A 25,758-nucleotide genomic window follows, 5' to 3' on the forward strand; every position below is an offset into this window, starting at 1 on the left:
AACTTTCCTCAATCAGTCCGACAGTATTCACTGTGAGACCTAACGCAATAATGGGCGTCCCCATGTGTGCTTTGCCATTGCTCGGCACACCTGCATCACCAAGACCATATTCGCTGGCATTTTTAGATGTCCTTTCACCAAAATGGACACTCTCTAAACAAAAAATGAACAGCTACTCATCTTTCCGCATTTCAATGTTGCGACTAGCATACTGACAATTGTGATAGTTGTCAAGTTGTTTATTAGTTATATAGTTATCAATTTGGTTGTCAATTAAGAACTCCCAACAGCGATGTGATTGGTTACCTTGTTCGAAAATTATGATAGAAAGCAAGAGCTGGCGGAGCAGTGGCGGGCTCAGTGGTGAAATTGGTCTTAAGCGGAGTGGGCTTCTCCGCTTTAGACCAAGGCCGAGCTTCGAAACCGCGGTCTTTGCGGGTTTGAAGTCGTGCCCACCACTCTAGCTGCGCGGTCGCCAGCCATCACCACCGCGGAGCCAGCTCGGAGTATCGGAAATCACTTAATTAGAGTAGAACCGAGAAAAAGTTGGCACTTACTAACCGGGCATTTACCCTGACTTGTCTTCCATTTTGCGGTAAGCTATTAGGACAAGTCATCGGAGGAAAAAGAAATGAAGGTACTATTTCCATATATCAAAAAATATCGTTGGGACGCGATCTGGTCGGTTGTTGCGATTTTTGTCGTGGCTTTCGCGACGCTTTGGCAGCCGCATTTGTTGCAGATTATCATGAACGCCATTATGAAAAATGATAAGCAAACGGTCTGGGTCAATGGCCTGTATTTGATTGGGCTAGCTATTGTCGGCATTGCTGGCGGAATTGTCAACACGATCTATTCGGCACGTGTGGCGTTAGGTGTGGCGACGGATTTACGCGCAGACGAGTATGCCAAAATTCAAAGCTTGGCTTATGCGGATGTGGAGAAGTTTTCGCCGTCCAATCTGGTTGTGCGCATGACCAATGATATCAATCAGGTTCAGCAGATTATCATGGGATTTTTCCAGCAGGTTACCCGGATTCCGATTCTCTTTATCGGTGCGGTTATTCTTGCGATTGTCACTTTGCCGCAATTGTGGTGGGTGATTGCCGTGATGATGGTGCTGTTGTTTGGCGTCAGCTTCTTTTCATTTAGTCATATGGGCAAATACTTTGGCCGCATGCAGCAATTAATTGAGCGGGTCAATACCTTGGCGCGGGAAAACTTAATGGGCATGCGGGTGGTGAAGTCATTTGTACAAGGGGCTAACCAGACGAAAACATTTGCCGAATCAAGTGACGAAATGCGCGATGTCAGTGTTAAGATCGGTAATCTGTTTGCGTTGCTGATGCCAGCCTTCTTTCTGGTTGCCAATTTAGCCATGGCGTTGAGTATCTGGCTCATTGGGCAAAATATTACCAGTCAGCCGAGCAATTTAGCGGCCATTACCAGTTTTATCAATTACCTGATGCAGATTTTATTTGCCATTATCAACGGCGGATTTATGCTGACGTTTGCATCGCGGGCGCTGGTTTCTTTGCGGCGCATTCATGAGGTTATGGATACTAAGCCAAGTATGACGTTTGTCGACGGACCGCAACGGGATTTAGACGGGTCCGTTGAGTTTGACGATGTGACTTTTACGTATCCAGGTGATGAAAAGCCGACAATTCGTGATATCGATTTTGCGGTTAAGCCAGGGGAAATGATTGGCATCGTCGGGGCGACCGGTAGCGGTAAAACGACCTTGGCACAGCTGATTCCGCGGTTGTTTGATCCGGATACCGGAATCGTTAAAGTCGGCGGGCATGATGTTCGTGCCGTCACCGAAGCGGATTTGCGCAAGACGGTCGGGTATGTGTTGCAGCGCTCGACGCTTTTTTCCGGCACGATTGCCGAAAATCTGCAGCAAGGCAATCCTAATGCTGATTTGGCGGCGATGAAGTGGGCGGCTCGGGTGGCGCAGTCGGCTGAATTTATCGAACGGCTGCCGCAGACATACAACGCGGAAGTTGAAGAACGGTCGTCGAATTTTTCCGGTGGCCAGAAGCAACGCCTTTCGATTACGCGCGGGGTGATCGGTCATCCGAAGATTTTGATTTTGGATGATGCAACATCAGCTCTGGACGCGCGGTCCGAGAAGTTGGTTCAAGAGGCCTTGGCGCATGAATTGAAGCATACAACGACGATTATTATTGCCGAAAAAATCAGTTCCATTATTAAAGCCGATCGTATTCTGGTGCTTGATGACGGGCGGTTGGTTGGCAGTGGCACCCATCACGAACTGGTGCAGCATAATCGGGTTTATCGAGAAATTTATGCCACCCAGAAGGCATTGGAAGAGGGGGTGTAGCTCATGAAAGACTTGAAAAACGCAGGTAAATTTTACGCGCATTATTTGCGACCGTACTGGTTAGAATTTTTGATTACAACGATTTTAATCGCGATTTCTACCTGGGCGATTGTTGTCGCGCCGACATATATGGGGCGGGCGATTGAAGAACTGACCGTGTATGTGCAACAGTGGATGAATCCGGCGACGCGCGCTCAGGCATCGTTTGCGGCGTTTAACCACACGTTGGCTATTTTCGTCTTACTGTATGTGATTGATGCGACCTCTATCTTAATTTCGAGCTTACTGTTGTCAAAAATCAGCGGTTATTCCACTGGAACGATGCGGGTTGGATTGTTTCGGAAAATGCAACGGATGAAAGTGCGCTATTTTGACAGTCATAGTGATGGCGACATTCTCTCGCGGTTTACGAGCGACCTGGATAATATTTTCAATGCGATGAATCAGGCGTTGATTGAAATCTTTCTAAGTGGCGCTCAGTTTATCGGGATTATTTGGATGATGTTCACGCAGAATGCGACCCTTGCGTGGATTACGATGGCCTCAACGCCGGTCGCAATCGGGTTATCTGCCTTCGTGATGCATCAGGCGAGTGTGTCGGTTGATCGCCAACAAGACGATATTGGCCGACTGAATGGCTATATCAACGAACAGATTACCGGCCAGAAAATGCTGATTACGAATGGGCTACAGCAAGAAAGTGTGGCGGGCTTCCAACCCTATAACGCGGCGGTGCGTAAGTCGAATTTACGCGGCCAGATCTGGAGCGGCATTTTGAATCCGTTGTTGATGGGTTTGTCGTTGTTGAATACGGCGATTGTAATTTTCGCCGGATCCTGGCTGGCGCTGAATGGCTCCTTGAGTCAAGGGGCTGCGTTGGCAATGGTTGTGGTGTTTGTCAATTATGCCCAGCAATATTATCAGCCAATTGTCCAGTTGACCAGCTTATTCAATATGATCCAGTTGGCCATCACCGGCGCGCGGCGGATTACCGAAGTTCGTGAACAGCCGGATGAAGTCGATCCCCAAAATGGCCGTACCCTTGATGGTCTGAAACATGAACTGCTGATTGATAACGTGCATTTTAGTTACATTCCGGGCAAAGAAATCCTGCACGGGGTCACGATCAAAGTCGAAAAAGGCGAGATGGTGGCGTTAGTCGGTCCGACTGGCAGTGGGAAAACGACGGTTATGAATTTGTTGAATCGATTCTACGATGTGGATTCTGGCGTGATTACTTTTGATGGCGTGGATGTACGCGATTTTAAATTGGCATCACTGCGGCAAAACGTCGGGATTGTGTTGCAGGATCCGCAGCTGTTTTCCGGGACTATTCGCGATAATATTCGCTTCGGTGATCCGACTGCTGATCAAGCCCGGGTAGAAGCAGCTGCCAAGCAAGCGAATATTCATGACTTCATTATGAGTTTGCCTGATGGTTATGATACGTTTGTGTCGGATGAGCAAAGTGTCTTTTCTGCCGGGCAAAAGCAACTTATGTCGATTGCGCGGACTATTTTGACTGATCCGCGGCTATTAATTCTTGATGAGGCTACCAGTAATGTTGACACGGTGACCGAGGCTAAGATCCAAGCGGCGATGGATAATGTGATTCAGGGTCGAACGAGTTTTGTCATTGCCCATCGTTTGAAGACGATTCTAAATGCAGACAAAATCGTCGTGTTGCGGGACGGCCGGATTATTGAGGAAGGCAATCATGAACAGTTGTTAGCGCAAAATGGCTTTTATGCCGAGTTATATCACAATCAGATGGTCTTTGAATAACACCTTTAAGATTCCGAACTTTTTCGGAGTCTTTTTTATTATCATTCGTACATAAAACGGTTACAGTGGCTATCTTAAATTCGAATCTTATGATACGCTTGTTATATCAGAACGATGGCCGACATTGAACTGATAAAAAAGCATCGTGGAGGTAACCAATGAGCAAGCGTAGATATTTAGTGGCACTTGGCGGTATTTTGTTGCATTTGATGATCGGCTCGGTATATGCGTGGAGTGTTTTCACCGGTCCAATTGCTAAACAAACGGGCTGGGCATTATCAGCAGTTACGATTGCGTTTAGCATTGCCATCTTTTTTCTAGGTATGAGCGCGGCGTTCATGGGCCGACTGGTTGAGCGCTTTGGACCACGGTTGACGGGCACCGTGGCAGCGCTCTTGTATGGCTCGGGGATTTTGCTAACCGGTTTAGCCGTTCAGATTCACTCGTTACCGTTGCTTTATATCGGTTATGGTGTGATTGGCGGTCTGGGCTTAGGTGCTGGGTATGTGACGCCGGTTTCAACGATTATTGCCTGGTTTCCGGATAAACGCGGGCTGGCAACCGGCATGGCGATTATGGGCTTCGGATTTGCGGCGATGCTGACGGGTCCAGTTGCCCAGCAGCTGATTGCAAATCTGGGAGTTGTCGCAACAATGTATGTTTTAGGCGCGGTTTATATGGTAATTATGCTGGGATCCGCACAGGTAATCCGCAAGCCGCATCCTCATGAAGTACCGGCAGCCGATCTTGCCAAAAGTGTGAGTCTGACCGGGAAAGCCATGAAGGCGAACGAAGCAGTCAAAACGCGATCTTTTCGGTATCTCTGGCTGATGTTTTTTATCAACATCACCTGTGGCATTGGCTTAGTGGCGGTCGCATCACCCATGGCTCAGCAGCAAACCGGGATGTCGGCAACCACAGCGGCAGTGATGGTCGGGGTTGTCGGCTTATTTAACGGTTTCGGCCGGCTCGCATGGGCTACGTTGTCTGATTTAATCGGGCGCCCACTGACTTACACCCTGATCTTTATCGTTGATGTCGCGATGCTGGCAGGTATCTTAGTCTTGCGTTCACCACTGCTTTTTGGCATCGCACTTTGCTTGATAATGTCGTGTTATGGCGCGGGCTTCTCGGTTATTCCAGCTTATCTTGGCGATGTTTTCGGTACCAAACAACTCGGCGCCATTCATGGCTACGTACTGACTGCCTGGGCAGCGGCAGGGGTTGCCGGACCAACACTGCTGAGCTTTAGCGAGCAGTACTTCCACAACTATAGCGTCAGTCTGATGATCTTTATTGTGCTTGAACTGATTGCCTTGGGATTGTCGATTCGTATTCGGCACCAGTTTGCGGACGCCCAAGTTAAGGATGTTACGGAATAAAGTTTGGCAGTCATGACGTACAGGTTAACTTAAGGCATTAAAAGATGGTTAATGGAAAAGGCCTTAAGAGCGTTTTCGACGATGATACTTACCGTATATATAAAATTTCATGTATCGAAATGATAAGCAAAATTTGATCCACACTCAAATGTGGGTCTTTTTTTGACCTAAAAACGTTGCCATATAGGGATTGTGAAGCTTTTCTACATTTAAATCTAAGCTTTTAAGCGTTTTTTGTTGACATACCTGTACGTACAAGTAGAATAAGCATTGTAAGTGAAAACGGTTACTGGAGGAAAAACAATGCGCAAGTACGATGCTATCTATCAGGATCTGAAGGAAAAGATCGAAGCAGAAATATATGCTACCGGCTCATTGCTGCCAAGTGAAAGTGCGCTGCAAGACATGTATCAGGCATCACGCGACACGGTACGTAAGGCGTTGCGGCTGCTTAAGGATGATGGCTTTATTCAATCGCAAAAAGGCAAAGGGTCAACGGTTATCAACCGGCAGGAATACGTGTTTCCGGTTTCCGGCGTGGTCAGTTATGCCGAATTAGCCGCGCAATTTCACTTACAGACGCGAACGGTGGTTTTAACCAATCACTTTGCAACATTGCCCGCCAAGTCGTTCAAAGATGTGGATCCAACGGTAGAAGTCAAACAGATGCGCCTACTGAAGCGGGTGCGGTATTTGGAAAATGAGCCAGACATCATTGATATTGATTACCTCGATCCTAAAGTCGTGCCGCCGATTCCGGAGTCGGTGGCTAAAGACTCACTATATGCTTATCTTGAAGGACCGGTGGGGTTGACCATTGCCTATGCAACTAAGGAAATTACGGTTGAAGCGGCAACGGAAGAAGATCAACGGTATCTGAAAATACCACCATCTGCAGTCGTGGTCGTGGTACGCAGTTGCAGCAGTTTGACGGACACCACGAAGTTTCAATATACGGAATCACGTCACCGGGCAGATCGTTTTAAGTTTCATGATTTTGCTCGCCGGATCCGACCGTAAACGCTGGCAGTTCTTACTTTTGTTAAAAGCAAGGACAAGGAGGTTATGATGGCGTTTCATAAGAAAGTTATTTATCAGTTATATCCCAAGTCGTTTTACGATAGCGATGGTGATGGTGTCGGCGACTTACGCGGCATCATTGAAAAGATCGATTATCTCAAGGCACTGCACATCGATATGATCTGGTTCAACCCATTCTTTGTGTCGCCGCAATATGACAACGGCTATGATGTGGCTGATTATCGGCAAATCGATCCGCGGTTTGGAACGATGGCTGATTTTGAAGAGTTGGCGCAAAAACTTAAAGCTGCCGGGATCGACATCATGTTGGACATGGTGCTCAATCATACCAGCACACAACATGTCTGGTTCCAAAAAGCCTTAGCTGGCGACAAGCACTATCAGGATTATTACTACATTCGACCACCAAAGCCGGATGGCAGCTTGCCGACTAACTGGGAGAGCAAGTTTGGCGGTCCGGCTTGGGCCCCGTTTGGCGACACTGGCAATTATTATTTACATTTATACGAACGTCGCCAGGCTGATCTCGATTGGCATAATCCAGCCGTCCGTCAAGAAGCAGCCGCTATTATTAATTTTTGGCGCGCCAAAGGGGTTCACGGTTTCCGCTTTGATGTGCTCAACGTCATTGGCAAGGCAAATCAGCTGGTTGATGCGCCACCGGAAGTCGAAAGCAAAACATTATATACGGATACACCGATTGTTCAGGATTATATCAAGGAACTAGCCGCCAACAGTTTTGGCCAGGATCTAAATAGCGTCACGGTAGGCGAAATGAGTTCGACCACCATTAAGAACTCAATCGCCTATACCAAGCCGGAAAATCACGAGTTATCAATGGTTTTCCAATTTCACCATCTGAAAACGGATTATAAGAACGGTGAAAAGTGGAGCAAAATGCCGTACGACTTCAAGGCACTGCGCAACATTTTGCACACTTGGGGTCAACAGTTAGATCAAGGCGGCGGCTGGCAAGCGCTTTTCTGGAATAATCACGATCAGCCGCGTGCGCTTAATCGGTTTGGTGATGTTGGCCAATATCGCGTTAAAAGTGCCGAAATGCTAGCTGCTGCGATTCACCTAAGTCGCGGGACGCCATACATCTACATGGGCGAGGAAATCGGCATGACCGATCCGCATTATCATTCGATGGCCGATTATGTCGATGTTGAAGCCAAGAATGCTTATCAGGCACTTTTGAAAGCTGGCAAGTCCGAAAAAGAAGCTTTTGCCATCATTTTGGCCAAGGCTCGGGACAATAGCCGGACGCCAATGCAGTGGGATGACACGGCCAACGCCGGATTTACCACAGGAACACCGTGGTTGCGGCCAACCAATCAGCGCGAAATTAATGTCAAAGCTGAGCTGGCGCATGGTGAAATTTTCCGATTCTATCAAAAATTGATCGCGTTACGTAAGCAGTATCAAGTGATCAGCAATGGCAGTTATGTGCCTTTTGGGACTGAAATTGATCGCTTGTACGCTTACGAACGGGTTGCTGGCGATGCCCACTTGCTGGTACTGAATAATTTCAGTGATAAAGCCATTACGGTACCGCTACCGCCACGTTTCCAGCATGCACGCGTTTTGATAACCAATGAAGCAGATTTAACACCAACTGCAACCATGACGTTGCCACCATACGCAACGATTGCATTGTTGCAGTCAGATAAGGGGGAATAAGCAATGACAAAGAAATTGCACTTAATGGCGCCGGTTTCCGGATTGGCGATGGCCATTACCGATGTTTCCGATCCAGTTTTTTCACAAAAAATGATGGGTGACGGTTTTGGCATTGAGCCAACCGATGGCCAAATTGCGGCGCCGGTCGATGGACGGATCATGATGATTGCCGATACCAAGCACGCAATCGGGATCAAAGCCGATGATGGCGCCGAGTTATTGATTCATTTAGGGATCGATACGGTCGAACTCAAAGGCGCGCCGTTTGAAATTGATACGGCGATGGATGCACGGGTTAAAGCCGGCGATGTGATTGGGTCCATGGACCTGGATGCAATCAAAAAAGCTGGCAAGAAGACCACCGTCATTGTGGCGATTACCAACACGAAGGAAGTCGTTGATCAGCTGGACGTGACGCCCGGCGAAGTCAAACGCGGCGAAGAAGTTGCGGTGATGACACCTAAAGCGGCCGCGGTTGAACAAGCACCGGCAGCACCGAAGAACGAAAGCAAGTATGCGGCCACAGCGCGGCAAATCATTGCGGATGTCGGTGGCGCCCAAAACGTCAACAGTTTGATTCACTGTATCACGCGCTTGCGGTTCTATTTAAAAGATGAACAAAAACCGGATGATGACACCGTGCGTAACATTCCGGGCGTTATCGATGTTGCGCGGGCGAATGGTCAGTATCAGGTTGTCATTGGCCAAGCCGTGACGGATGTTTACGATGAAGTGATTAAACAACTCGGCCCCGGTTATTCGAATGCAGAAGGAACTGCGAAGGCCATTCAAGAAACCCAAGCGGAAGCTAAAGATACCAGTGCACTTGGCACGATCAAACGTTGGGCCCAGGCATTGATCGGCACCATTACCGGTTCCATGATTCCCGTTATCGGACTCTTAGCCGCAAGCGGGATGTTAAAAGGGATTTTGAACATTTTAACAACATGGGGCGGTCTGAAAACCACAAATCCAACTTATGAAATTATTAATGCGATGGGCGATGCAGCCTTTTACTTCTTACCTGTCATTGTCGGCTTCACCGCTGCCCAGAAACTCGGATCGGATCCGGTTATTGTCGGAATTATCGGAGCGTTCCTGATTTATCCGTCAATTGCTAAAATCGCCACTGCTGGCAAAGTGACCGGCACAGTGTTAGGCATGGGCATCAACGCGAACTTCTTCGGCTTGCCGGTGCACATTGCCAATTACACGTATTCCATCTTCCCGATGATCTTCGCAGCGTGGATGGCGGCAAAAATCGAGCCGTGGATTAAGAGTTGGATGCCGCTGGTACTGCGCATGATTTTCACACCATTAGTCGAAATCTTCTTGGTTGGTATGACGGTTGTCTTGGCGGTTGGGCCACTGATCACGGTTCTGTCTAATGGCATCACAGCTGGTATTCAGGCATTGCTCAGCTTAACGCCGATGGTTTCCGATGCCATTATCGCCGGCTTCTATCAAGTTCTGGTTATCTTCGGATTGCACTGGGCCGTCATTCCGGTCATCACCGCGCAATTGTCATCGGCACATCCCGAGTCCGTGCTGAATGGGATCGTATCCATTTCCATGATTGCCCAAGGTGCCGGTGCATTGGCAGTCTGGGTTAAGACCAAGCACAATCCGGCCTTAAAAGGTCTGTCAATTTCCGCCTTTATCAGTGCTTGCTGCGGGATTACCGAACCAGCTATGTACGGGGTTAACCTAAAATATGGCCGTGTCTTCATCTTTTCAAGTATCGGCGCCGCAATTGGTGGTTTGGTCAACGGCTTATTAAATGTCAACATGTATGGTTTTACCGGCAGTTTCCTAGGTGCACCTTCATTCGTAGCACCAGGCTGGGCTCACAATCCGAACAACATCTGGTTTTTCTGGATTGCATCACTTGTCACTTTGGTTGCAGCGTTCACATTGGTTTACCTTTTTGGTTACAAAGATGCGGATGCGAATGCCGCAAAAGCAGTACCTAAGAAGAAGCGTTTAGGTAAAACGGTTGAATAATATTTGATAAGGTTAAGCATGTGTTCACTTGAGTAATCATTCGTTTAATGACGAAAACATGGTTTAACTTTTGTCTTAAGTAAAAGCACCGATGCCATTTTGACGTCGGTGTTTTTGTTTGGATTGGTGACAGTCGGACTAACAAAAGATTTGCGGTGCTATCGATAAAAATAACTTGCAGTTGGTCAAAGATTCGGGCACACTAAGAAGTGTTCTCATTAAATATTAATTTTTATATGGAGGAGGGGCCAGAAATGTATAAACGGTACAAAGATGTGTCGCTGATTCTGAAAATTGTGATCGGAATCGTGGTTGGGGCAGTGTTAGGGGTATTGGTGCCCTCCTGGTCCTTTATCGATGTTTTAGGCAAGCTGTTTGTTGGCGCGTTGAAGGCAATCGCACCGTTACTTGTTTTCCTGTTGATTATGTCCGCAATTTCCAAATATCGCTCAGGGTCGAAAAACCATTTTGGCACTGTCATTGTCCTTTACTTAAGTGCCACATTACTTTCTTCGGTGGCAGCTGTTGTCGTTTCATATCTTTTCCCCATCAAGCTGGTGTTACCGGGGGCGATGAAGATTGCCGAAAGTGCGCCTAAGGATTTAGGAACGGTTGTGACCGGGTTATTGACTAATGCTGTGGCGAATCCGATTTCAGCGTTGGTTGAAGGTAATTATCTCGCTATTTTGTTCTGGTCGTTGTTGATCGGTTCTGGCTTGCGCTTGACGAGTGCCACGACCAAAAAAGTGGTAACCGAGCTGGCAGAGACCGTCAGCTCAGTAGCGCAAAATGTCATCCAGTTTGCACCGTTTGGGATTGTTGGCTTATTGCATGAATCATTGAGTAAGACCGGCGTTAGAGGGGTCATGGCTTATGGACAACTGCTGATCTTGCTGGTGGCCACCATGGTGTTTGTCTATCTGGTCGTTTATCCGTTCATGGTTTGGTTGCTGACGCGGCAAAATCCTTATCCGCTGACGTTTTGGACGTTAAAAGTCAGTGGGATTCCGGCCTTTTTCACGCGTAGTGGCGCCGTCAACATTCCGATTAACCTCAAAGCTTCGGAAGATTTGGGCTTGAATAAAGATAGTTATGCTATTTCGATTCCACTGGGCGGCTCAGCCAACTCTGGCGGGGCGGCCATTACCGTGTCGATTATGACCTTGGCCACCGCTAATACAATGGGCGTTCATGTCAGCATTTTCCTCGCTTTGTTGCTTTGTTTCCTGTCAGCCATTTCGGCAACCGGCGTATCGGGTATTGCCGGTGGGTCACTGCTTCTGATTCCAATGGCGGCTTCGCTTTTTGGCATTTCAAATGATATTGCCATGCAGGTCGTTGGGATTGGTTTTATCATCGGTGTCGTACAAGACTCGGTTGAAACGGCGGTTAACTCTGCGTCGGATTTACTGTTCACGGCCACGGCTGAATACGCGGATGATCGGCGTGAAGGTCACCCGGTTAACATGCGTGCTGCTGTTAAGGCGGCAGGCAAACAGAAGCTTAAGTCCGCTGCGCCAGTGGCAGAAGATGATAAATGATTAGCAGCCACAAATGTTCATGAATGCTTACTCTGTTGATAAGTGCCATGCATCGTTAGTAGGCAAATAGAAACTGTCTAAGTGAGTACAGACCACGCTTAGGCAGTTTTTGTTTGCTTAAAAAAGCTTAAGATTTGGCGGCTCATCATTCCGCAAACTTGGCCGGCGAGCATTCAATGTTGTGATAACAAATGTCATTAAAAACACAGCGCTTTCCAGTCTTACTGAAATGTGCTAACCTATTTTTCATGGGTTTTTTACCAAAATACGTAAAAAGAGCATAAACAAGTCAACGGAGGTTCCAATGGGGAAAGTATGGCAACGATTGTTTCGAAAAGAAGATCCAAGTGTGTATGAAGACAAAGACTCGCATTTGCCGCGAGTCTTGCGCGTGCGTGATTTTCTGGCGCTAGGCGTTGGTACCATTGTCTCCGCATCGATCTTTACATTACCTGGGGTCGTTGCGGCTAAACATGCCGGGCCAGCGGTGTCAATTTCTTTTCTGATTGCGGCGCTGGTTGCCGGACTGGTGGCATTTGCCTACGCTGAAATGTCAGCTGCCATGCCATTTGCCGGGTCGGCTTATTCATGGATTAATGTTGTTTTCGGTGAATTCTTCGGGTGGATTGCCGGCTGGGCGTTGTTAGCTGAGTACTTTATTGCCGTGGCCTTTGTTGCGTCTGGCTTATCGGCTAATTTTCGCGGCTTATTGGCGACGATCGGGGTGAATTTTCCCGCGGCCTTGGCGCATCCTTTTGGTACTAACGGTGGCATTGTTGATTTGGTTGCCGTGGTGGTGATGCTGCTGGTCGGGATTTTGTTGTCGCGCGGCGTGTCCAGTGCTGCGCGAGTCGAAAATATTCTCGTTGTCATGAAAGTGCTGGCTATCCTGCTATTTCTTGTGGTGGGGTTAACCGCGATTCACCCAGAAAACTTCCATCCGTTCTTCCCGGCGTATCATCTTAACGCGGATGGCACACCATTTGGAGGCTGGCAAGGTATTTATGCCGGCGTCTCCATGATTTTCCTGGCTTATATCGGGTTTGATTCGATTGCGGCTAATTCGGCTGAAGCGATTGATCCGGAGAAAACGATGCCGCGGGGAATTTTGGGGTCACTCTTGATTGCCGTTTTCTTATTCGTTTCGGTGGGACTGGTTTTGTTGGGGATGTTCCCGTATCAGGATTACGCCAACAATGCAGAACCGGTCGGCTGGGCGTTGCGCCACTCAGGTCACGCGGTGGTCGCAACGGTTGTCGAAAGCATCGCGGTTTTAGGTATGTTCACGGCGCTCATTGGTATGGCGATGGCGGGATCTCGGCTGCTTTACAGTTTTGGGCGTGACGGGATGTTGCCGCATGGTTTAGGGAAATTGAATAGCCGCAAGTTGCCGAATCGCGCTTTGGCGGTGCTCATCACTATTGGCGTTATTATCGGTGCGTTCTTTCCATTTGCGTTTCTTGCCCAGCTGATTTCCGCGGGGACTCTGATCGCATTCATGTTTGTCACGCTTGGCATTTACCGGCTGCGTCCGCGTGAGGGGCAGGACATTGCCAAGCCACGTTTTCGGATGCCATTTTACCCAGTGTTGCCAGCGGTTGCTTTTCTCGGATCGCTAGTGGTCTTTCTCGGATTGGACATTCAGGCAAAGCTGTATTCAGGCGTCTGGTTCCTAATCGGTTGTGCGATCTACTTCCTTTATGGCATGCGACACTCGGCATTAACCAAAGGCTCCGAAGTTGAAAAGGAGACGGAAGCACTGGAGCAAGCCAAGTCGGACGAGTAAATGGCTGTTTGAGCTGAATGCTGGATTACGACGGGCAGAATAAGCGTGTATGGCCAAAGAATTGATAAGCAAATGAAAAAATCGGCCTTACGGAGACAAATTTGTCTGTCTGTAAGGCCGATTTTGATTGTTATTACCAATACCCATTGGAAAGGTACTAAATGCTGGTTATTGCCTAGGCTTCCTGTGCCTTCTTTAAATTATCTTTCAAAATGGCACCAGAGTCAGCCAGGCGTTTGTGGTCTTCCGGATTTAAATCCAGTTCGATGATGCGCTCTAAACCATTTGCGCCGAGGATAACCGGCACCCCAATGGAAACGCCGGATAAACCATATTCACCGTCAAGATGGACCGACATCGCAAATGCTGCCCGGTCGTCATTCAAAAAGGCACTGGTTAGGCGAGTGAGCGAAGCGGCGATCCCGTAGAAAGTAGCACCTTTCTTTTCAATGATGCCATATGCAGCAGTTTTGACGCGGTGGCTGATTTCAGCCAAATCACTTGCTTGGCGATTTTTGGGAATCCAGTCGAGAATCGGTTTGCCGCCAATATTGGTGTAATCCCAAACCGGAAATTCGGAGTCGCCATGTTCGCCCATGATGTAGCCGTGGACAATGCGCGCATCCACATTGTAACGCAAGCCGATTTCCGAACGCAGACGGGCTGAATCCAGCGCGGTACCTGATCCTAGCACTTGGTTACGCGGCAGCCCCGATTCTTCCAGCACTAATTCCGCGAGCACGTCGACCGGGTTTGAGGCAACGAGAATAAAACCATTGAAACCACTGGCCATGATGTTGTGAGTGATTTCTTTCATGATTTTGGCATTGATCGACAACAGTTCCAGTCGGGTTTGCCCGGGCTTTTGCGCAATGCCAGCCGTGATCACAATGATATCGGCGTATTTGCAGTCTTCGTAACTCGCTGCGTAGATATTCTTTTGAGACGTATATGGTAGGGCGTCTGAAAGATCTTCTACATCGCCTTGAACCCGCTTCTCATTGACGTCAATAATGCCCAGACTTTGACCAACGCCGGTCGTTAAACAGTTAAAAGCAAAGCTCGAACCGATAGCGCCGTCACCAATTAAAATAATATTTCCGCTATGTTGCATCCTAAACCCCTCCTTGACAGGTAGCCGCTTCACGCAACGATTGGACGATAGCTGTGTCCAAATCAATCATAATAGGTAACATGTATCCGATTTCATTGTAACAGAGGTGTAGGCTTTCAGCTTGATAAAGACTTAATCTGGCTGAGGGCACATGGAGAAAATTCTTATCAAACTGCCATTTTTCTGTTAACCTTAAAACAACACTTGTTACCGTTTTTGGAAAGGTGGGTATTTATGACTTCAGCAACAGCTTATGTCGAATCGGTTCTCGCAACGCTCAAACAACGCGATCCGCACCAACCGGAGTTTTTGGAAGCAGCGACAACTATTTTAAAAACCGTTGTTCCGGTTTTTGAAAAACATCCGGAGTATATACAAGCCAACATTCTTGGCCGCTTGGTTGAACCGGAACGGGCCATTCAATTTGCCGTGCCGTGGCAGGATGACCAAGGCCAAATCCAAGTGAACCGCGGCTTTCGGGTGCAATTCAATTCCGCCATCGGTCCATACAAAGGCGGCTTGCGGTTACATCCATCAGTCAATTTAAGTATCGTGAAGTTTTTGGGTTTTGAACAGATCTTCAAGAATAGCCTGACGACCTTGCCAATCGGTGGGGCAAAAGGCGGGGCTGATTTTAATCCAAAAGGTAAATCGGATGCGGAAATCATGCGTTTTTGTCAAAGCTTCATGACCGAGCTGAGCAAATACATCGGGCCGGACCTGGATGTGCCAGTCGGGGATATTGGCGTTGGCGCACGGGAAATCGGCTACCTATATGGTCAATACAAGCGACTTAAAGGGGCACAACGCGGCGTTTTAACCGGCAAAGGTCTCAGTTATGGCGGCTCATTGGCACGCACGGAGGCTACCGGTTACGGCTTGATCTATTACACAGATGAATTACTCAAGGCTAATGGCGAAACGCTTGCCGGTAAGCAGGCAGTGATTTCCGGTGCCGGGAATGTTGCCATTTATGCCGCTCAAAAGGCAAAAGCGCTGGGGGTTAAAGTGCTCACGGTTTCCGATTCAAATGGCTACGTGGTGGATGAAAATGGGATCGATCTTGCCACCGTCAAGCAAATTAAAGAAGTAGAGCGTGGTCGAATCAAAACTTATGCCGAGCGAGTTGACGGCGCTAAATATTATGAAGGTTCGGTTTGGGATGCAACGATTAAGTTTGATCTGGCCTTGCCGTGTGCCACCCAAAATGAAATTAATGGAGCGCAGGCCAAGCGCTTTAAGGCTGCAGGCGTGATCGCCGTGGCAGAAGGCGCCAACATGCCCAGTGATCCGGATGCCATTGCGGCTTATCAGCATGACGACATTTTATACGGTCCGGCCAAAGCGGCCAATGCTGGCGGCGTGGCAGTCTCCGCACTCGAAATGAGCCAAAATTCGCGGCGTTTAAGTGATAGCTTCGACACGGTTGACGGACAGTTGCACGAGATCATGCAGCATATTTTCAAAGCCAGTGCCGATGCTGCCGCCGAGTATGGGGTTCCAGGTGATTACGAGGCCGGGGCCAACATCGCCGGCTTCTTGAAAGTTGCCGATGCGATGTATGCACAAGGCATGTAGTCGGCCGGATCTAATTTGGTCTACACCACTCGTGGCAATTAACCGATCGCAAATAAATTTGCCAGAAATTCGAAAATAAATTAGGTGTTTCTTGCTGAACGTGTTATACTCTGTTCATGGTAATACTTGAACGGGAAACATCATGTAACATGAATTTCCTTTTTAGGATTACGGTTGTCTGTTGTTGTTAGTTTTGAAAAGGAGATTCACTTTCATGCAAAAAGGTACAGTTAAATGGTTCAACGCTGATAAGGGTTACGGCTTCATCACTGGTGAAGACGGCCAAGACGTTTTCGTACACTTCAGCGCCATCAACGGTGAAGGTTACAAGAGTCTTGACGAAGGTCAGGCTGTTTCCTACGATGTAGAACAATCTGATCGTGGCCCTCAGGCTGCTAACGTTACCAAGCTTTAATTCTTGGTTCGTTGAAAAAGATCCACTCAGGAAACTGAGTGGGTCTTTTTTTTGTGTGAGCGTGAGCCGGTGCGGTTAGAAGTCGGAGTGTAAGCGGCCTTAAGCGTGATGGCCCGGTCTTGGCCATTGCGCCCAGGGTCCTTACACGCAGACTTCTGCGCCGGGGAGCGCGTTATAGAACGCAAAGTCAAACCAAACAATCGCCTACAAAAAAACCAATCTCCGCGCGTTATCGCTTATTCTCAAACCTTTCACAGGCAGCCGAAGATCCCCGCAAAACCAAAAAATAAATCCTCACCCCAACGTCCACCGCCAAACACTAACCAAAACCCAACAAGCAAACGGCATTGCCGCAAGAAACAAACCAATAAACACAACCCCCGGCGCGTCACCCGTATCCGCCCAAAAATATGAAAGTGGCAACGAGATGGCCGCAATGATGATCGCAATGAGCCCAAGAAGCCACTGAAGCCGGTGAACGTTACGGTTAACGAGCTTAGGATTGCGCACTAGTTGCCATAACAACACCGCGCCTGTGATGATACAGCCGATTACGAACCAACCACCTAATAAAACCAGTATGAGAACTGTCGTGATTTTAGATGTGAATAGTAACAAGATGGTTGCCCAAATACCGATTGCCAAGAATGCTAAACTACCAAGTCCTAAGCAAAGTGGCAAACCAAACCGATAAATACTTGACTGGTTAAATGATTTATTCATCTTAAACGCCCTCCGTTTACCTTTCACTGTAAACTTCTAAACGGGCGAGTTTCGCTAAGTCGTGAATTCTTGTAGGAAAAGTAAAAAAACGCGAACCAGAAATCAACAATTGCTGATTTCTGGTTCACGCTAAACTGGGATGGCGCGATTCAATTCATGACACCCGATGAAGGAATGAACCACCTTACTGAAGGCGTTGCGCTTATTCACCTAAAGTTGGCTCATCAGTGAATTCATCGACAATGCGGAAGGTGACATTTTCATTTTCTTTCAACAGTTTGGCAACCGGACACTCGTCTAAAGCCTGGGTGACAATCTTTTGGGCTTCTTCGCGAGTGTGGCTTGGCATGAGAATCTGGGCATCCACAATGAATTTGTAGCCGATTTTGTCACGGACGATATCGACACGGGTGCGTAATTGGGAATCCTCTGCGGTGCCTTCGCGATGCTGAACGATACGAATGGTGGCATTGAAACAAGTAGACAGTGCAAAGGCGATAAACTGCTCCGGATTGGTACCCGGCGCATCAATGAGCGAGCTGGAAACGCCCAGTGCTAATCCTTGGTTGCCTTCAACATAACTTTCACCAACCAAACCATTTTCGTTACGGACATAGGTATGATATAAAGAACGCTCTGCCATGCTATCCATCCTTTCTTTGAGCTTTCATCGTGAGTATACCATGGAACCGCTTAACATGGTGTTATTGTGGCTCGCGCGCGCATAGCTTTGGATTTTCGTTTATAGCAACGGGTGTAGGCGAATCATCTTTGTGGCAACCTGATCGATAAAATGTTCATCGTGTTCGACAAAGAGCATCGTTGGTTGATATTGGCAGACGGCCGCAATAATCTGATCTTGATTGTAGGTATCCAGATAATTAAGTGGCTCGTCCCAGATGTAAAGCGCTGCAGGCGTTGCCAGGGAGCGGGCCACTTCCACTTTCTTTTGCTGGCCCATACTCAAATGTTCAATCGGCGTGGCAAAATCAGCGCGCGGCATACCAAGCTTGCGTAAGTTATTGAGCAATGCTTCGCGACTAAGCTGGTGGGTTTCGGCAAAGTCTGGAAGGGTACCGCGGTTATCGGCATACTGCTGGCGTACCAGACTCAAAGATACGGGCGCCAACTTTAACAGGCCGCGACTGATCCCGTTAAACTGACCCAGCAATGCGCGGATCAAGGTTGATTTACCGCTGCCGTTTTCCCCAACAATGGCAATGCGATCGCCACGGTGTAAGGTGAACGAAATCGGCTCGAATAACGGTTGATCAAAACCGAGTTGCACCTTTTCCGCCACAATCAATTGGTGCTGGTGGGTCGGCTGCGGATTCATCGTTAAAGGATCGACTTTTTCCAGATTTTTGAGCAGCTGTTCTTTTTCTTCGATTTCTTTGTTCATCCGGTGTTCCAGGTTTTTACTTTTTTTCATGGTTCTTGCTGCGCGGGCGCTGATAAAGCCGCGACCCCTATGACCGCTATTTTTAACGTGCCGATCGCCGTAAATACTGCGCTCTTTATTTTCGGCCCAGAGTTTCTTGTCATAAGCCGTTTGTTTGAGCCGACTGATTTCGGTTTTTAAATGGGTATTTTGGGCAATTTCGGTTTGATCCTGGCGCGCTTTTTCAGTTGCAAACGTCGTGTAGTTGCCTTGATATAGCGTGATTTTCTGGCGTTCAATGGCCAAGGTGTGATCGGTGACAGCATCTAAAAAATCGCGATCATGACTCACAACGATGAAGCCGGGTTTTTGCTGCAAATAAGCTGCTACCTGCCGGCGACTGCGCAGATCAAGGTGATTGGTTGGTTCGTCGATGAGTGCAAAGCCATCAGTCTGGATGAAAAGCAAAGCCAAGCGCACTTTGGTTTGTTCACCACCGGATAAATCAGCAAACGGTCGCCAAAGAATCGCAGGATCGGCGTGCAATAAGTTGAGTTCGCGCTCAAGCTGCCACTGGGCGACATGGTTAAACGCCTGAGCAGCATCCAATGTCACCTGAGATTCATCGAGTGCTTGGGGAAAATATTGCAGCGGCAGTGGTACGGTGATCGTACCGCGATAATCAAGTTGTTTTTGCAATAGGCGTAACAAAGTTGTTTTGCCGCGACCATTACGGCCAACTAAGCCGAGATGCCAGTTTGTATCAAGATCGAAACCGGCATCAGTAAAGATCGGTGCTTGGCCATCGTAAGCAAAGTGTAGATGTTTGATTTGGATGGTAGACATACAGCCACGTCCTTTCCGGGATGTGCCTGTGGTATCAAGACGGGTGGTGCTCGGTGCTTTTTGAAATCGGGTTGTGATGAGCGTGAAAATGCTGGCCGATAACGCGCCGGTTCACGCTCACGATAACGCGTTCACCGGCGCAGGAATCTGCGTGTAAGGACCTTAAGCGCAATGGCCAAGACCGGGCCATCACGCCCAAGGCCGCTTACACACCGATTCCTAAGCGCGCCGGTTCACGCTCAGATAAAAAAAGGTCAGCCCCCAAAATTAAGGCTGACCAAAATAGACGGAGTGTCCGCCATTGATCGCGCCCGATTGTCAAAAAGTCCACACGAATCCCGTTGATGATGACAGGACTTGGACATTTCAACAATTGGCGTTCTTCAATGGACGAGACCTCACTTTCGATTTAACGTTAAACTAAAATTACCACGTGTTTTGTGCTGCGTCAACTTTTTACGGCTTCTTCAATTGGTGTTGGGCCAGTGGCAATTTTAATTGTCTCGCGGTGACGATCGCTATCTAATGCGGCAACCAAGACATCGGCAACATCGGCACGCGGAATGGTTGATGGGCGTTGCGGCTGCAGCGTAATGGTTCCTTGCGCCGGTTCATTCGTGAGTGAGGTTGGCTGGACAATGACATAATCCAGATCCGTATTGTGGATTAACCACTCATCTGCATAATACTTGGCAATGTAGTAATCGTGCAATTGTGCAGGCCAGTGTGCCGGATCCTCAGCATCAAGTGCACTAAGCATGATGAAGCGGCCGACATCCTTGGCTTCGGCGGCTTTCATGGTTTTGATGGCCCCATCTAAGTCAACCCCGAGTAGATCTTTTCCCCGCGATCCTGCAGCGAACACAACTGCATCATGACCGGCGAAAAGGTTTGCTAATCGATTGACCGGCCATGACAGATCAAGCTCGACTGCTCGAAAATTTTTCTCCGGATCGGGTGTCTGGGTGAGCGGGTCACGATAGCCCCCTGTGACCGTATCGCCTCGATCCAGTAATTTATGCACCAATAGCTGGCCGATTTGACCGTGGGCGCCGACAACAAAAATTTTCACAACAATGATCCTTTCTTGGAAAATGATTGTTATTAGTATAACGTTTTTCGTGCTGACGTGAAAGCGCTCGCCGCTGACTGAACACAGCAGTAATTGGGGTGAGGCGTTGTTTTGACTAAATGATTTCCAGGGGTACGTGATGACGAGGCATCGGGAAGGCTTGATCAAATAGATCTAATTCGTCCGGTGAAAATGTGACGTCTGCTGCGGCAATGTTTTCTGCCATGTGGCTAGCTTCACCAGTGCGGGGGATGGATAGCACGTCACCATTGCGCAATACCCAGGCAAGCAGGAGCTGGTGAGTCGAAATGCCCTTGCTTTTTGCCAAATCGGTGAGTTCCGGAGTTAGCTTGATGGATTTGCCGCTGCCGGAACCATAAGGCGAGTAACCAATCGTAGTGATCCCTGCCTGCTTCTGGCGTGGAAGTAGGTCAAAGTCAATACCGCGTGATTGTAGGTTATACAAGACTTCATTGGCAACGACTTGCTCGCCACCCGGTTCCAAAGTGAGCTGATCCATATCGTCAACATCGAAGTTTGAGACCCCGTATTGGCGAATCAGTCCCTCTTTTTTCAGCTCTTGTAAGCCTTCAAGGGTTTCCGCCAGTGGGGTAGCCCCGCGCCAGTGAAGTAGGTAAAGGTCGAGATAATCGGTTTTAAGTCGCGACAAGCTATTTGTCAGCGCCGTTCGCATTTGCTTTTTGTCGGCATGTGACGGATAGAATTTAGAGATCAGATAGATATTGGCCCGTGGGTAATCACCTAAAAAGCTGCCGATCAAGGTTTCCGCCGCGCCGTTGCCATACATTTCGGCTGTATCAATCACCCGCAAGCCGTGATCTAACCCGTACTTTAAAGCTTGGGTTTCGCGTGCGCTTTGTTCAGCATTGCCTTCACCTAAATACCAGGTGCCCATTCCGACAATTGGAACTGTTACATCGCCAATATTGATCGTTTTCATAAAAGCAAACCCCTTTCCTTTGCGAGTGTTTGCCACTTGTTCCGGATGAGCAAACACAGGCTGCTTCATACAATTTCATTATACAAATTAGCCGTGAAATAAAAACACTCATAGAAAAATGTCAGAAAAGATGCAAGGTGAGGGGGTCTGGCAAGTGAAAGTTTGAAAAATTTGCATTCAGCGCAATCAGGACATAGCTTTAAAGGTCATTGTCTTGATCCATTACCGCCTTTGTTTTGCTGTTTCCATGGCGATAATAGATAAAATAATGCAAGCTCACCAAACTTAAAAAGATAATCCCGACTACTAATGAAATACTTGTTTCCGGATTCAGCAACATGAAAAATAAAGTGAACACAAGGAAAATAAGTGTGAGATAATTACTGTATGGTGCGAATGGCATTTTGAAAGGATGGTCCGTCATTTTATCGGCGTGAACTTTTTGAAACTTGATTTCACTAATAAGAATCACAAACCAGGGAACCATTCCTGGCAAGACGCTGGAACTATAGACGAGAACGAAAACATTTTTCGCTGCTGGTGCCACGTAAGGCAGGATGGCGTTTAAAAGCACACCGAGTAAAATGCCGCCGCCGACCGAAACAACGGGATAAAAAGGGACGCCATGGCGATTTAGTTTTGTGAAGATTCGCGGTAACTGTTTGGCATCTGCCAATGTGTAAAGCATACGACTAGCAGAATAAATGCCGGAATTTGAACCTGATAATGCGGCGGTGATCACCACAAAGTTGATGAGTGATGCCGCAAAGGTAATGCCGATTTTGGCAAAGGTTTGAACAAAAGGTGACCCTAAGGCGCTAAGTTGATTCCAAGGATAAACGGCTACAATCACGAAAATCGCACCAACGTAAAAGATGAGAATTCGTCCGATGGTGTCTTTGACCGCTTTAACAATTGTTGGTTGCGGGTTTTCCGCTTCCCCAGCTGTGATGCCGAGTAACTCAACGCCTTGGTAAGAACCAAGCACAATGGACAAGGCAAAGCAAAAGCCAGTAAAGCCACCCGTGAAAAATCCGCCGTGGGTCCACAAGTTACTAATCCCCACTGGCCGACCGCCATTTCCTAGTCCAAATAAAATGACGCCGAGACCAGCGATGATCATCAACACAATGGTTACGACTTTGATCAAAGCAAACCAGAATTCCAATTCACCAAACATTCGCACCGAAATCAGATTTGCCAAAACAAGGAAGGTGATCGCAACCAGGCCAGGCAGCCATGCCGGCAGCCCAGGCCACCAAAATTTGAAGTATTCACCAATGGCAATCATCTCTGACATGCCTACCACAACAAATTGGAAGATATTACTCCACGCAGTTAAATAACCAAAAAGCGGGTGCATGTATTCACTGGCAAATTTGGCAAATGAACCAGTTGCCGGATCAACGTACAGCATTTCGCCCAACGCCCGCATGATGAGATAAAGAAAAAGTCCGGCAATGATATAGGCAATTAAGACAGAAGGGCCGGTCCATTTGATGGTGGCACTAGCGCCCATGAAAAGGCCAACGCCGATGGTCCCGCCGAGCGCAATCATCTGCATATGGCGGCCACTGAGTTTTCGTTGCATGTTAAGTTCGCTTCTTTCATTGTTGTGACATACAAGAGAAGACTATACAAGAAAAGTCTATTTTTCGCAAACAGGTGAACCCAAAACGTAGACATGTCAAAAACGTAAATGCAAGCCGTCAATCAGGTTAGAACTCAGGAAAGTGGGCTGATTTCGGCGTTTGATTAAGGCAATGTTCGCGTATGACTTTTTGCGTTAAACTAGTAACGGAACACTTAAATTTAAGTAGGATATGAGGAAATATTTTGGATAATAAGCTAAAAACATCATTAAATGCTTATATGGCAAAGCATGGATTGAATACCAACGCCGCTTCAATCGCGATTGGTGTATCCGTACCGACCCTGCGAAAGGCGCTGCGTGGTCATAACGTCAGTCGTAAAACGACCGCAAAGATTGAAAGCATCATCGCATCGGGAAAAGTCCCGGAAGCAGCAAAGACCACGGTAAAACGGACCCCAAAGAAGACAGCTGCGGCGAAACCAGCCGCTAAGACTCCAGCCGCTAAGACGCGCACACGGCAGACGACTGCCAAAGCGCCAGCAACGAAACCAAGCACAACGAAGCAAGCCGCAACAAAGACGCCAACTCGACAGGCAAAAGCGCAAACGCAGCCAACAAGTATTGCTGCCACCGATCAGAACAAGGCAGCTGTACATTCTCAGGAAAATTCAGCCAGTCCGCAATCACCGCGCCGGACAACTAAACGAGTTGCCCGCACAACAACGACTGGCCGACAAGCGAATCGCAATACCCGGCAATCACCGTCAACCAGTGGTGTTAACACTGCGAGTGAGTCAAAGCCGACCACCAAACGGCCGACAACGCGCAATCATCGTTTCACCATTCGCCAGCAGCCTGATGTCGCAACCCAGCAAGCACAAAGCGAGGCCAACAAACGTCAGGCGCAGGCAGCAAACAGTCAGTCTACTGCTAATTCAATGAGCACGTCTGAAAGCACTGACCGCCACGAAAACGGTGTGCGCCATACCAAGCAACATACGCCAACCGGAAAAACAGATGCAACGCGGTACAACAGTACAAGCGAGCACGAACCGGTTCGGCGTGATCGGCGCAATGTGCGGCTCGATCGCAACAAACAAAACGGTACGCGGCGACCGGGACGGCCAAGACAGAATCGCTTCGCTGCCAATGCTGATCCGCAAAATTGGCAACCCATGACGCAATCAGCTTCTACAAGCAATTCACAATCGCTTAGCAATCAAGATGCCAGTCAACACCGGACTCCTGCTGTTGTTAATAAAGTGACAACCCACACGCCAAGCGTCATCCGATCCACGTCAGCTGATCGGTCTAGCACAAACGGTAGCGCTGCAAACAGTACTAGCAATGCCGCCAATACACAGTCAGCGGAGAATCGGTCAGCGCGCGCCAATTACGGAACGCATGATGAGGTGCCACTGGTAACCGGGAAGCAATTACGTCTTTTCATTGATGAAAGTTTTGAAGAGCATCGACCGGATCCGCGGATGATGCATATGGGAATTGCCGCCATTTTACCGGAAGGCGACGATGAAAGCTTAGCCGGTTTCCGGAACGCGCTTTATCCTTACGGCTGGGAGCCAGGGGATGAAGTTAAAGCTCGCGGCAAACAGGTTGATGCATTGACGCAACTGATTAAAGCTGCCAAGCATGAAAACATGGGCATGTATACGGTCTTTTCACGTAAAACAACTTACCCGGATTTTGCACCATCAATGGAATATCTTTATCCATATATCGGGGCAACCATCCATGTCTTGCGTGATGTCCATACCATATTTGATGATATTGTGATCATGATCGATCATCGAAATGAGTTGGAAGGCAATCAGCTCGTGATGGGAGCCGATATCGTTAGTCGTTACTTGACCCTGTCACTGGAACGGCCAATTAAGGTTCGGTTTGAATTTGCGGACTCGCGTGAACATCTTGGGTTACAACTATCCGACTTTATTGCCAATGCTGCGTTGCGGTTAAGCAAAGATGAGCTCAGTCTGATCGGGATCACGCCGATGCCTGAATTAGGCATTTCGCAGCACGATCAGCTTGTTCGTCTTACTTTATTGGGCCTGCAACAGGTTGTCATGGGGGTTCGCGCGGAACGAGCCGCAACCCCTTCCAAGCATTCCCAGCCGGATCGGTTCATGCAGCTGATCTTTGATGCAACCTACGCCGATTCGGATCTGGTGCGCGGTGCTTTACCGGTTGTCAAGAATGCGGTGGAACAACTCATTGATGTGTTGCCAAATGCCCGTGTCGGTCAAATTTCCGGCATGCCAAACCAAAGCTGGTACGACATGACTGCACGTATGGCCGGCTTGTTACGCTACATCAATAAGGATCCAAAGCCATATGGTAAGGTTCTAGCCAAGATTGAAAGTGTTACAAAGACGGCTGCCGATGAGCTTGAAATGGCTTTAGACTCAGGCTCAAAGACAAAACGGTAAAAGAGATCGTTCGTTGAGTTAATTGCAAAATAAAAACCGGTTGTAGAGAATTTTC

Annotated in this window: 18 protein-coding genes; 11 read left to right on the forward strand and 7 right to left on the reverse strand. The window is 48.2% G+C overall.

All coding sequences use genetic code 11. From position 1 onward, the window contains the following. The first annotated feature begins 631 nt into the window (after window positions 1-631). The 8 genes from EL173_RS02955 to EL173_RS02990 all read left to right on the forward strand — a co-directional run bounded on the left by EL173_RS02955 (window position 632) and on the right by EL173_RS02990 (window position 13,572). Window positions 632-2,350 (forward strand): ABC transporter ATP-binding protein, encoded by a 1,719-nt coding sequence (locus tag EL173_RS02955; protein WP_005691735.1) that lies wholly within the window; start codon window positions 632-634, stop codon window positions 2,348-2,350. Between the two features lie 3 nt (window positions 2,351-2,353). Further along, window positions 2,354-4,135: an ABC transporter ATP-binding protein gene (locus EL173_RS02960; RefSeq protein WP_005691736.1), complete on the forward strand. Its 1,782-nt coding sequence runs from the start codon at window positions 2,354-2,356 to the stop codon at window positions 4,133-4,135. 158 nt (window positions 4,136-4,293) lie between these two features. After that, a complete protein-coding gene (locus tag EL173_RS02965) occupies window positions 4,294-5,517 on the forward strand; it encodes an L-lactate MFS transporter (protein ID WP_005684202.1) in 1,224 nt (407 codons plus the stop codon). A 303-nt stretch (window positions 5,518-5,820) separates the two neighbouring features. Continuing rightward, complete coding sequence (treR, locus tag EL173_RS02970; protein WP_005684201.1) at window positions 5,821-6,537, forward strand: trehalose operon repressor; 717 nt, start codon at window positions 5,821-5,823, stop codon at window positions 6,535-6,537. 48 nt (window positions 6,538-6,585) lie between these two features. Then, window positions 6,586-8,241, forward strand: coding sequence for an alpha,alpha-phosphotrehalase (gene treC / locus EL173_RS02975; RefSeq protein WP_014571149.1), 1,656 nt, complete (start codon window positions 6,586-6,588; stop codon window positions 8,239-8,241). A gap of 3 nt (window positions 8,242-8,244) precedes the next feature. Further along, a complete protein-coding gene (locus EL173_RS02980) occupies window positions 8,245-10,245 on the forward strand; it encodes a PTS sugar transporter subunit IIABC (RefSeq protein ID WP_005691740.1) in 2,001 nt (666 codons plus the stop codon). Between the two features lie 254 nt (window positions 10,246-10,499). Next, a complete protein-coding gene (sstT, locus tag EL173_RS02985; RefSeq protein ID WP_005684196.1) occupies window positions 10,500-11,786 on the forward strand; it encodes a serine/threonine transporter SstT in 1,287 nt (428 codons plus the stop codon). Window positions 11,787-12,090: 304 nt separating this feature from the next. Next, window positions 12,091-13,572: an APC family permease gene (locus EL173_RS02990; RefSeq protein WP_005684195.1), complete on the forward strand. Its 1,482-nt coding sequence runs from the start codon at window positions 12,091-12,093 to the stop codon at window positions 13,570-13,572. A gap of 175 nt (window positions 13,573-13,747) precedes the next feature. Here the strand turns inward: EL173_RS02990 and EL173_RS02995 are convergent, their stop codons facing one another. Beyond that, on the reverse strand, window positions 13,748-14,686 hold the full coding sequence (locus EL173_RS02995) for an L-lactate dehydrogenase (protein ID WP_014571151.1): 939 nt from the start codon (window positions 14,684-14,686) through the stop codon (window positions 13,748-13,750). Between the two features lie 234 nt (window positions 14,687-14,920). On the opposite strand from EL173_RS02995, the gene gdhA reads away from it, so the two are divergent. Together gdhA and EL173_RS03005 are read left to right on the forward strand one after the other, a co-directional pair. Further along, window positions 14,921-16,264 carry an NADP-specific glutamate dehydrogenase gene (gene gdhA, locus EL173_RS03000; protein ID WP_019728541.1) on the forward strand — a complete coding sequence of 448 codons (1,344 nt, stop codon included), beginning with the start codon at window positions 14,921-14,923 and terminating at the stop codon, window positions 16,262-16,264. Window positions 16,265-16,478: 214 nt separating this feature from the next. After that, complete coding sequence (locus EL173_RS03005) at window positions 16,479-16,679, forward strand: cold-shock protein (RefSeq protein ID WP_003563620.1); 201 nt, start codon at window positions 16,479-16,481, stop codon at window positions 16,677-16,679. Between the two features lie 294 nt (window positions 16,680-16,973). Here EL173_RS03005 and EL173_RS03015 read toward each other — a convergent pair whose 3' ends face one another. The 6 genes from EL173_RS03015 to EL173_RS03045 form a co-directional block, all read right to left on the reverse strand. Then, window positions 16,974-17,402 carry a hypothetical protein gene (locus EL173_RS03015; protein WP_014571152.1) on the reverse strand — a complete coding sequence of 143 codons (429 nt, stop codon included), beginning with the start codon at window positions 17,400-17,402 and terminating at the stop codon, window positions 16,974-16,976. A gap of 202 nt (window positions 17,403-17,604) precedes the next feature. Beyond that, entirely contained in the window at window positions 17,605-18,045 is a 441-nt protein-coding gene (locus EL173_RS03020) for an OsmC family protein (RefSeq protein WP_014569206.1), read from the reverse strand. A gap of 99 nt (window positions 18,046-18,144) precedes the next feature. Next, window positions 18,145-19,629 (reverse strand): ribosomal protection-like ABC-F family protein, encoded by a 1,485-nt coding sequence (gene abc-f, locus EL173_RS03025; protein ID WP_005691751.1) that lies wholly within the window; start codon window positions 19,627-19,629, stop codon window positions 18,145-18,147. A 448-nt stretch (window positions 19,630-20,077) separates the two neighbouring features. Beyond that, window positions 20,078-20,701, reverse strand: coding sequence for an SDR family oxidoreductase (locus EL173_RS03035; protein WP_005691755.1), 624 nt, complete (start codon window positions 20,699-20,701; stop codon window positions 20,078-20,080). 115 nt (window positions 20,702-20,816) lie between these two features. Next, entirely contained in the window at window positions 20,817-21,662 is an 846-nt protein-coding gene (locus EL173_RS03040; RefSeq protein ID WP_005684180.1) for an aldo/keto reductase, read from the reverse strand. A 199-nt stretch (window positions 21,663-21,861) separates the two neighbouring features. Then, complete coding sequence (locus tag EL173_RS03045) at window positions 21,862-23,253, reverse strand: amino acid permease (RefSeq protein ID WP_005691758.1); 1,392 nt, start codon at window positions 23,251-23,253, stop codon at window positions 21,862-21,864. Between the two features lie 245 nt (window positions 23,254-23,498). Between EL173_RS03045 and EL173_RS03050 the strand changes: the two genes are divergently transcribed. Further along, window positions 23,499-25,703 carry a DUF3800 domain-containing protein gene (locus tag EL173_RS03050; protein WP_014571154.1) on the forward strand — a complete coding sequence of 735 codons (2,205 nt, stop codon included), beginning with the start codon at window positions 23,499-23,501 and terminating at the stop codon, window positions 25,701-25,703. The last annotated feature ends 55 nt before the right edge of the window (window positions 25,704-25,758 follow it).

This window comes from Lacticaseibacillus rhamnosus, from assembly GCF_900636965.1.
Taxonomy (GTDB): Bacteria; Bacillota; Bacilli; order Lactobacillales; family Lactobacillaceae; genus Lacticaseibacillus; species Lacticaseibacillus rhamnosus.

What these genes read in the sequence shown, in the direction of transcription:
- EL173_RS02955 (WP_005691735.1), top strand. Translation starts at nt 632, where the DNA reads ATGAAGGTACTATTTCCATATATCAAAAAATATCGTTGGGACGCGATC.
- EL173_RS02960 (WP_005691736.1), top strand. Translation starts at nt 2,354, where the DNA reads ATGAAAGACTTGAAAAACGCAGGTAAATTTTACGCGCATTATTTGCGA.
- EL173_RS02965 (WP_005684202.1), top strand. Translation starts at nt 4,294, where the DNA reads ATGAGCAAGCGTAGATATTTAGTGGCACTTGGCGGTATTTTGTTGCAT.
- treR (WP_005684201.1), top strand. Translation starts at nt 5,821, where the DNA reads ATGCGCAAGTACGATGCTATCTATCAGGATCTGAAGGAAAAGATCGAA.
- treC (WP_014571149.1), top strand. Translation starts at nt 6,586, where the DNA reads ATGGCGTTTCATAAGAAAGTTATTTATCAGTTATATCCCAAGTCGTTT.
- EL173_RS02980 (WP_005691740.1), top strand. Translation starts at nt 8,245, where the DNA reads ATGACAAAGAAATTGCACTTAATGGCGCCGGTTTCCGGATTGGCGATG.
- sstT (WP_005684196.1), top strand. Translation starts at nt 10,500, where the DNA reads ATGTATAAACGGTACAAAGATGTGTCGCTGATTCTGAAAATTGTGATC.
- EL173_RS02990 (WP_005684195.1), top strand. Translation starts at nt 12,091, where the DNA reads ATGGGGAAAGTATGGCAACGATTGTTTCGAAAAGAAGATCCAAGTGTG.
- EL173_RS02995 (WP_014571151.1), bottom strand. Translation starts at nt 14,686, where the DNA reads ATGCAACATAGCGGAAATATTATTTTAATTGGTGACGGCGCTATCGGT.
- gdhA (WP_019728541.1), top strand. Translation starts at nt 14,921, where the DNA reads ATGACTTCAGCAACAGCTTATGTCGAATCGGTTCTCGCAACGCTCAAA.
- EL173_RS03005 (WP_003563620.1), top strand. Translation starts at nt 16,479, where the DNA reads ATGCAAAAAGGTACAGTTAAATGGTTCAACGCTGATAAGGGTTACGGC.
- EL173_RS03015 (WP_014571152.1), bottom strand. Translation starts at nt 17,402, where the DNA reads ATGAATAAATCATTTAACCAGTCAAGTATTTATCGGTTTGGTTTGCCA.
- EL173_RS03020 (WP_014569206.1), bottom strand. Translation starts at nt 18,045, where the DNA reads ATGGCAGAGCGTTCTTTATATCATACCTATGTCCGTAACGAAAATGGT.
- abc-f (WP_005691751.1), bottom strand. Translation starts at nt 19,629, where the DNA reads ATGTCTACCATCCAAATCAAACATCTACACTTTGCTTACGATGGCCAA.
- EL173_RS03040 (WP_005684180.1), bottom strand. Translation starts at nt 21,662, where the DNA reads ATGAAAACGATCAATATTGGCGATGTAACAGTTCCAATTGTCGGAATG.
- EL173_RS03045 (WP_005691758.1), bottom strand. Translation starts at nt 23,253, where the DNA reads ATGCAACGAAAACTCAGTGGCCGCCATATGCAGATGATTGCGCTCGGC.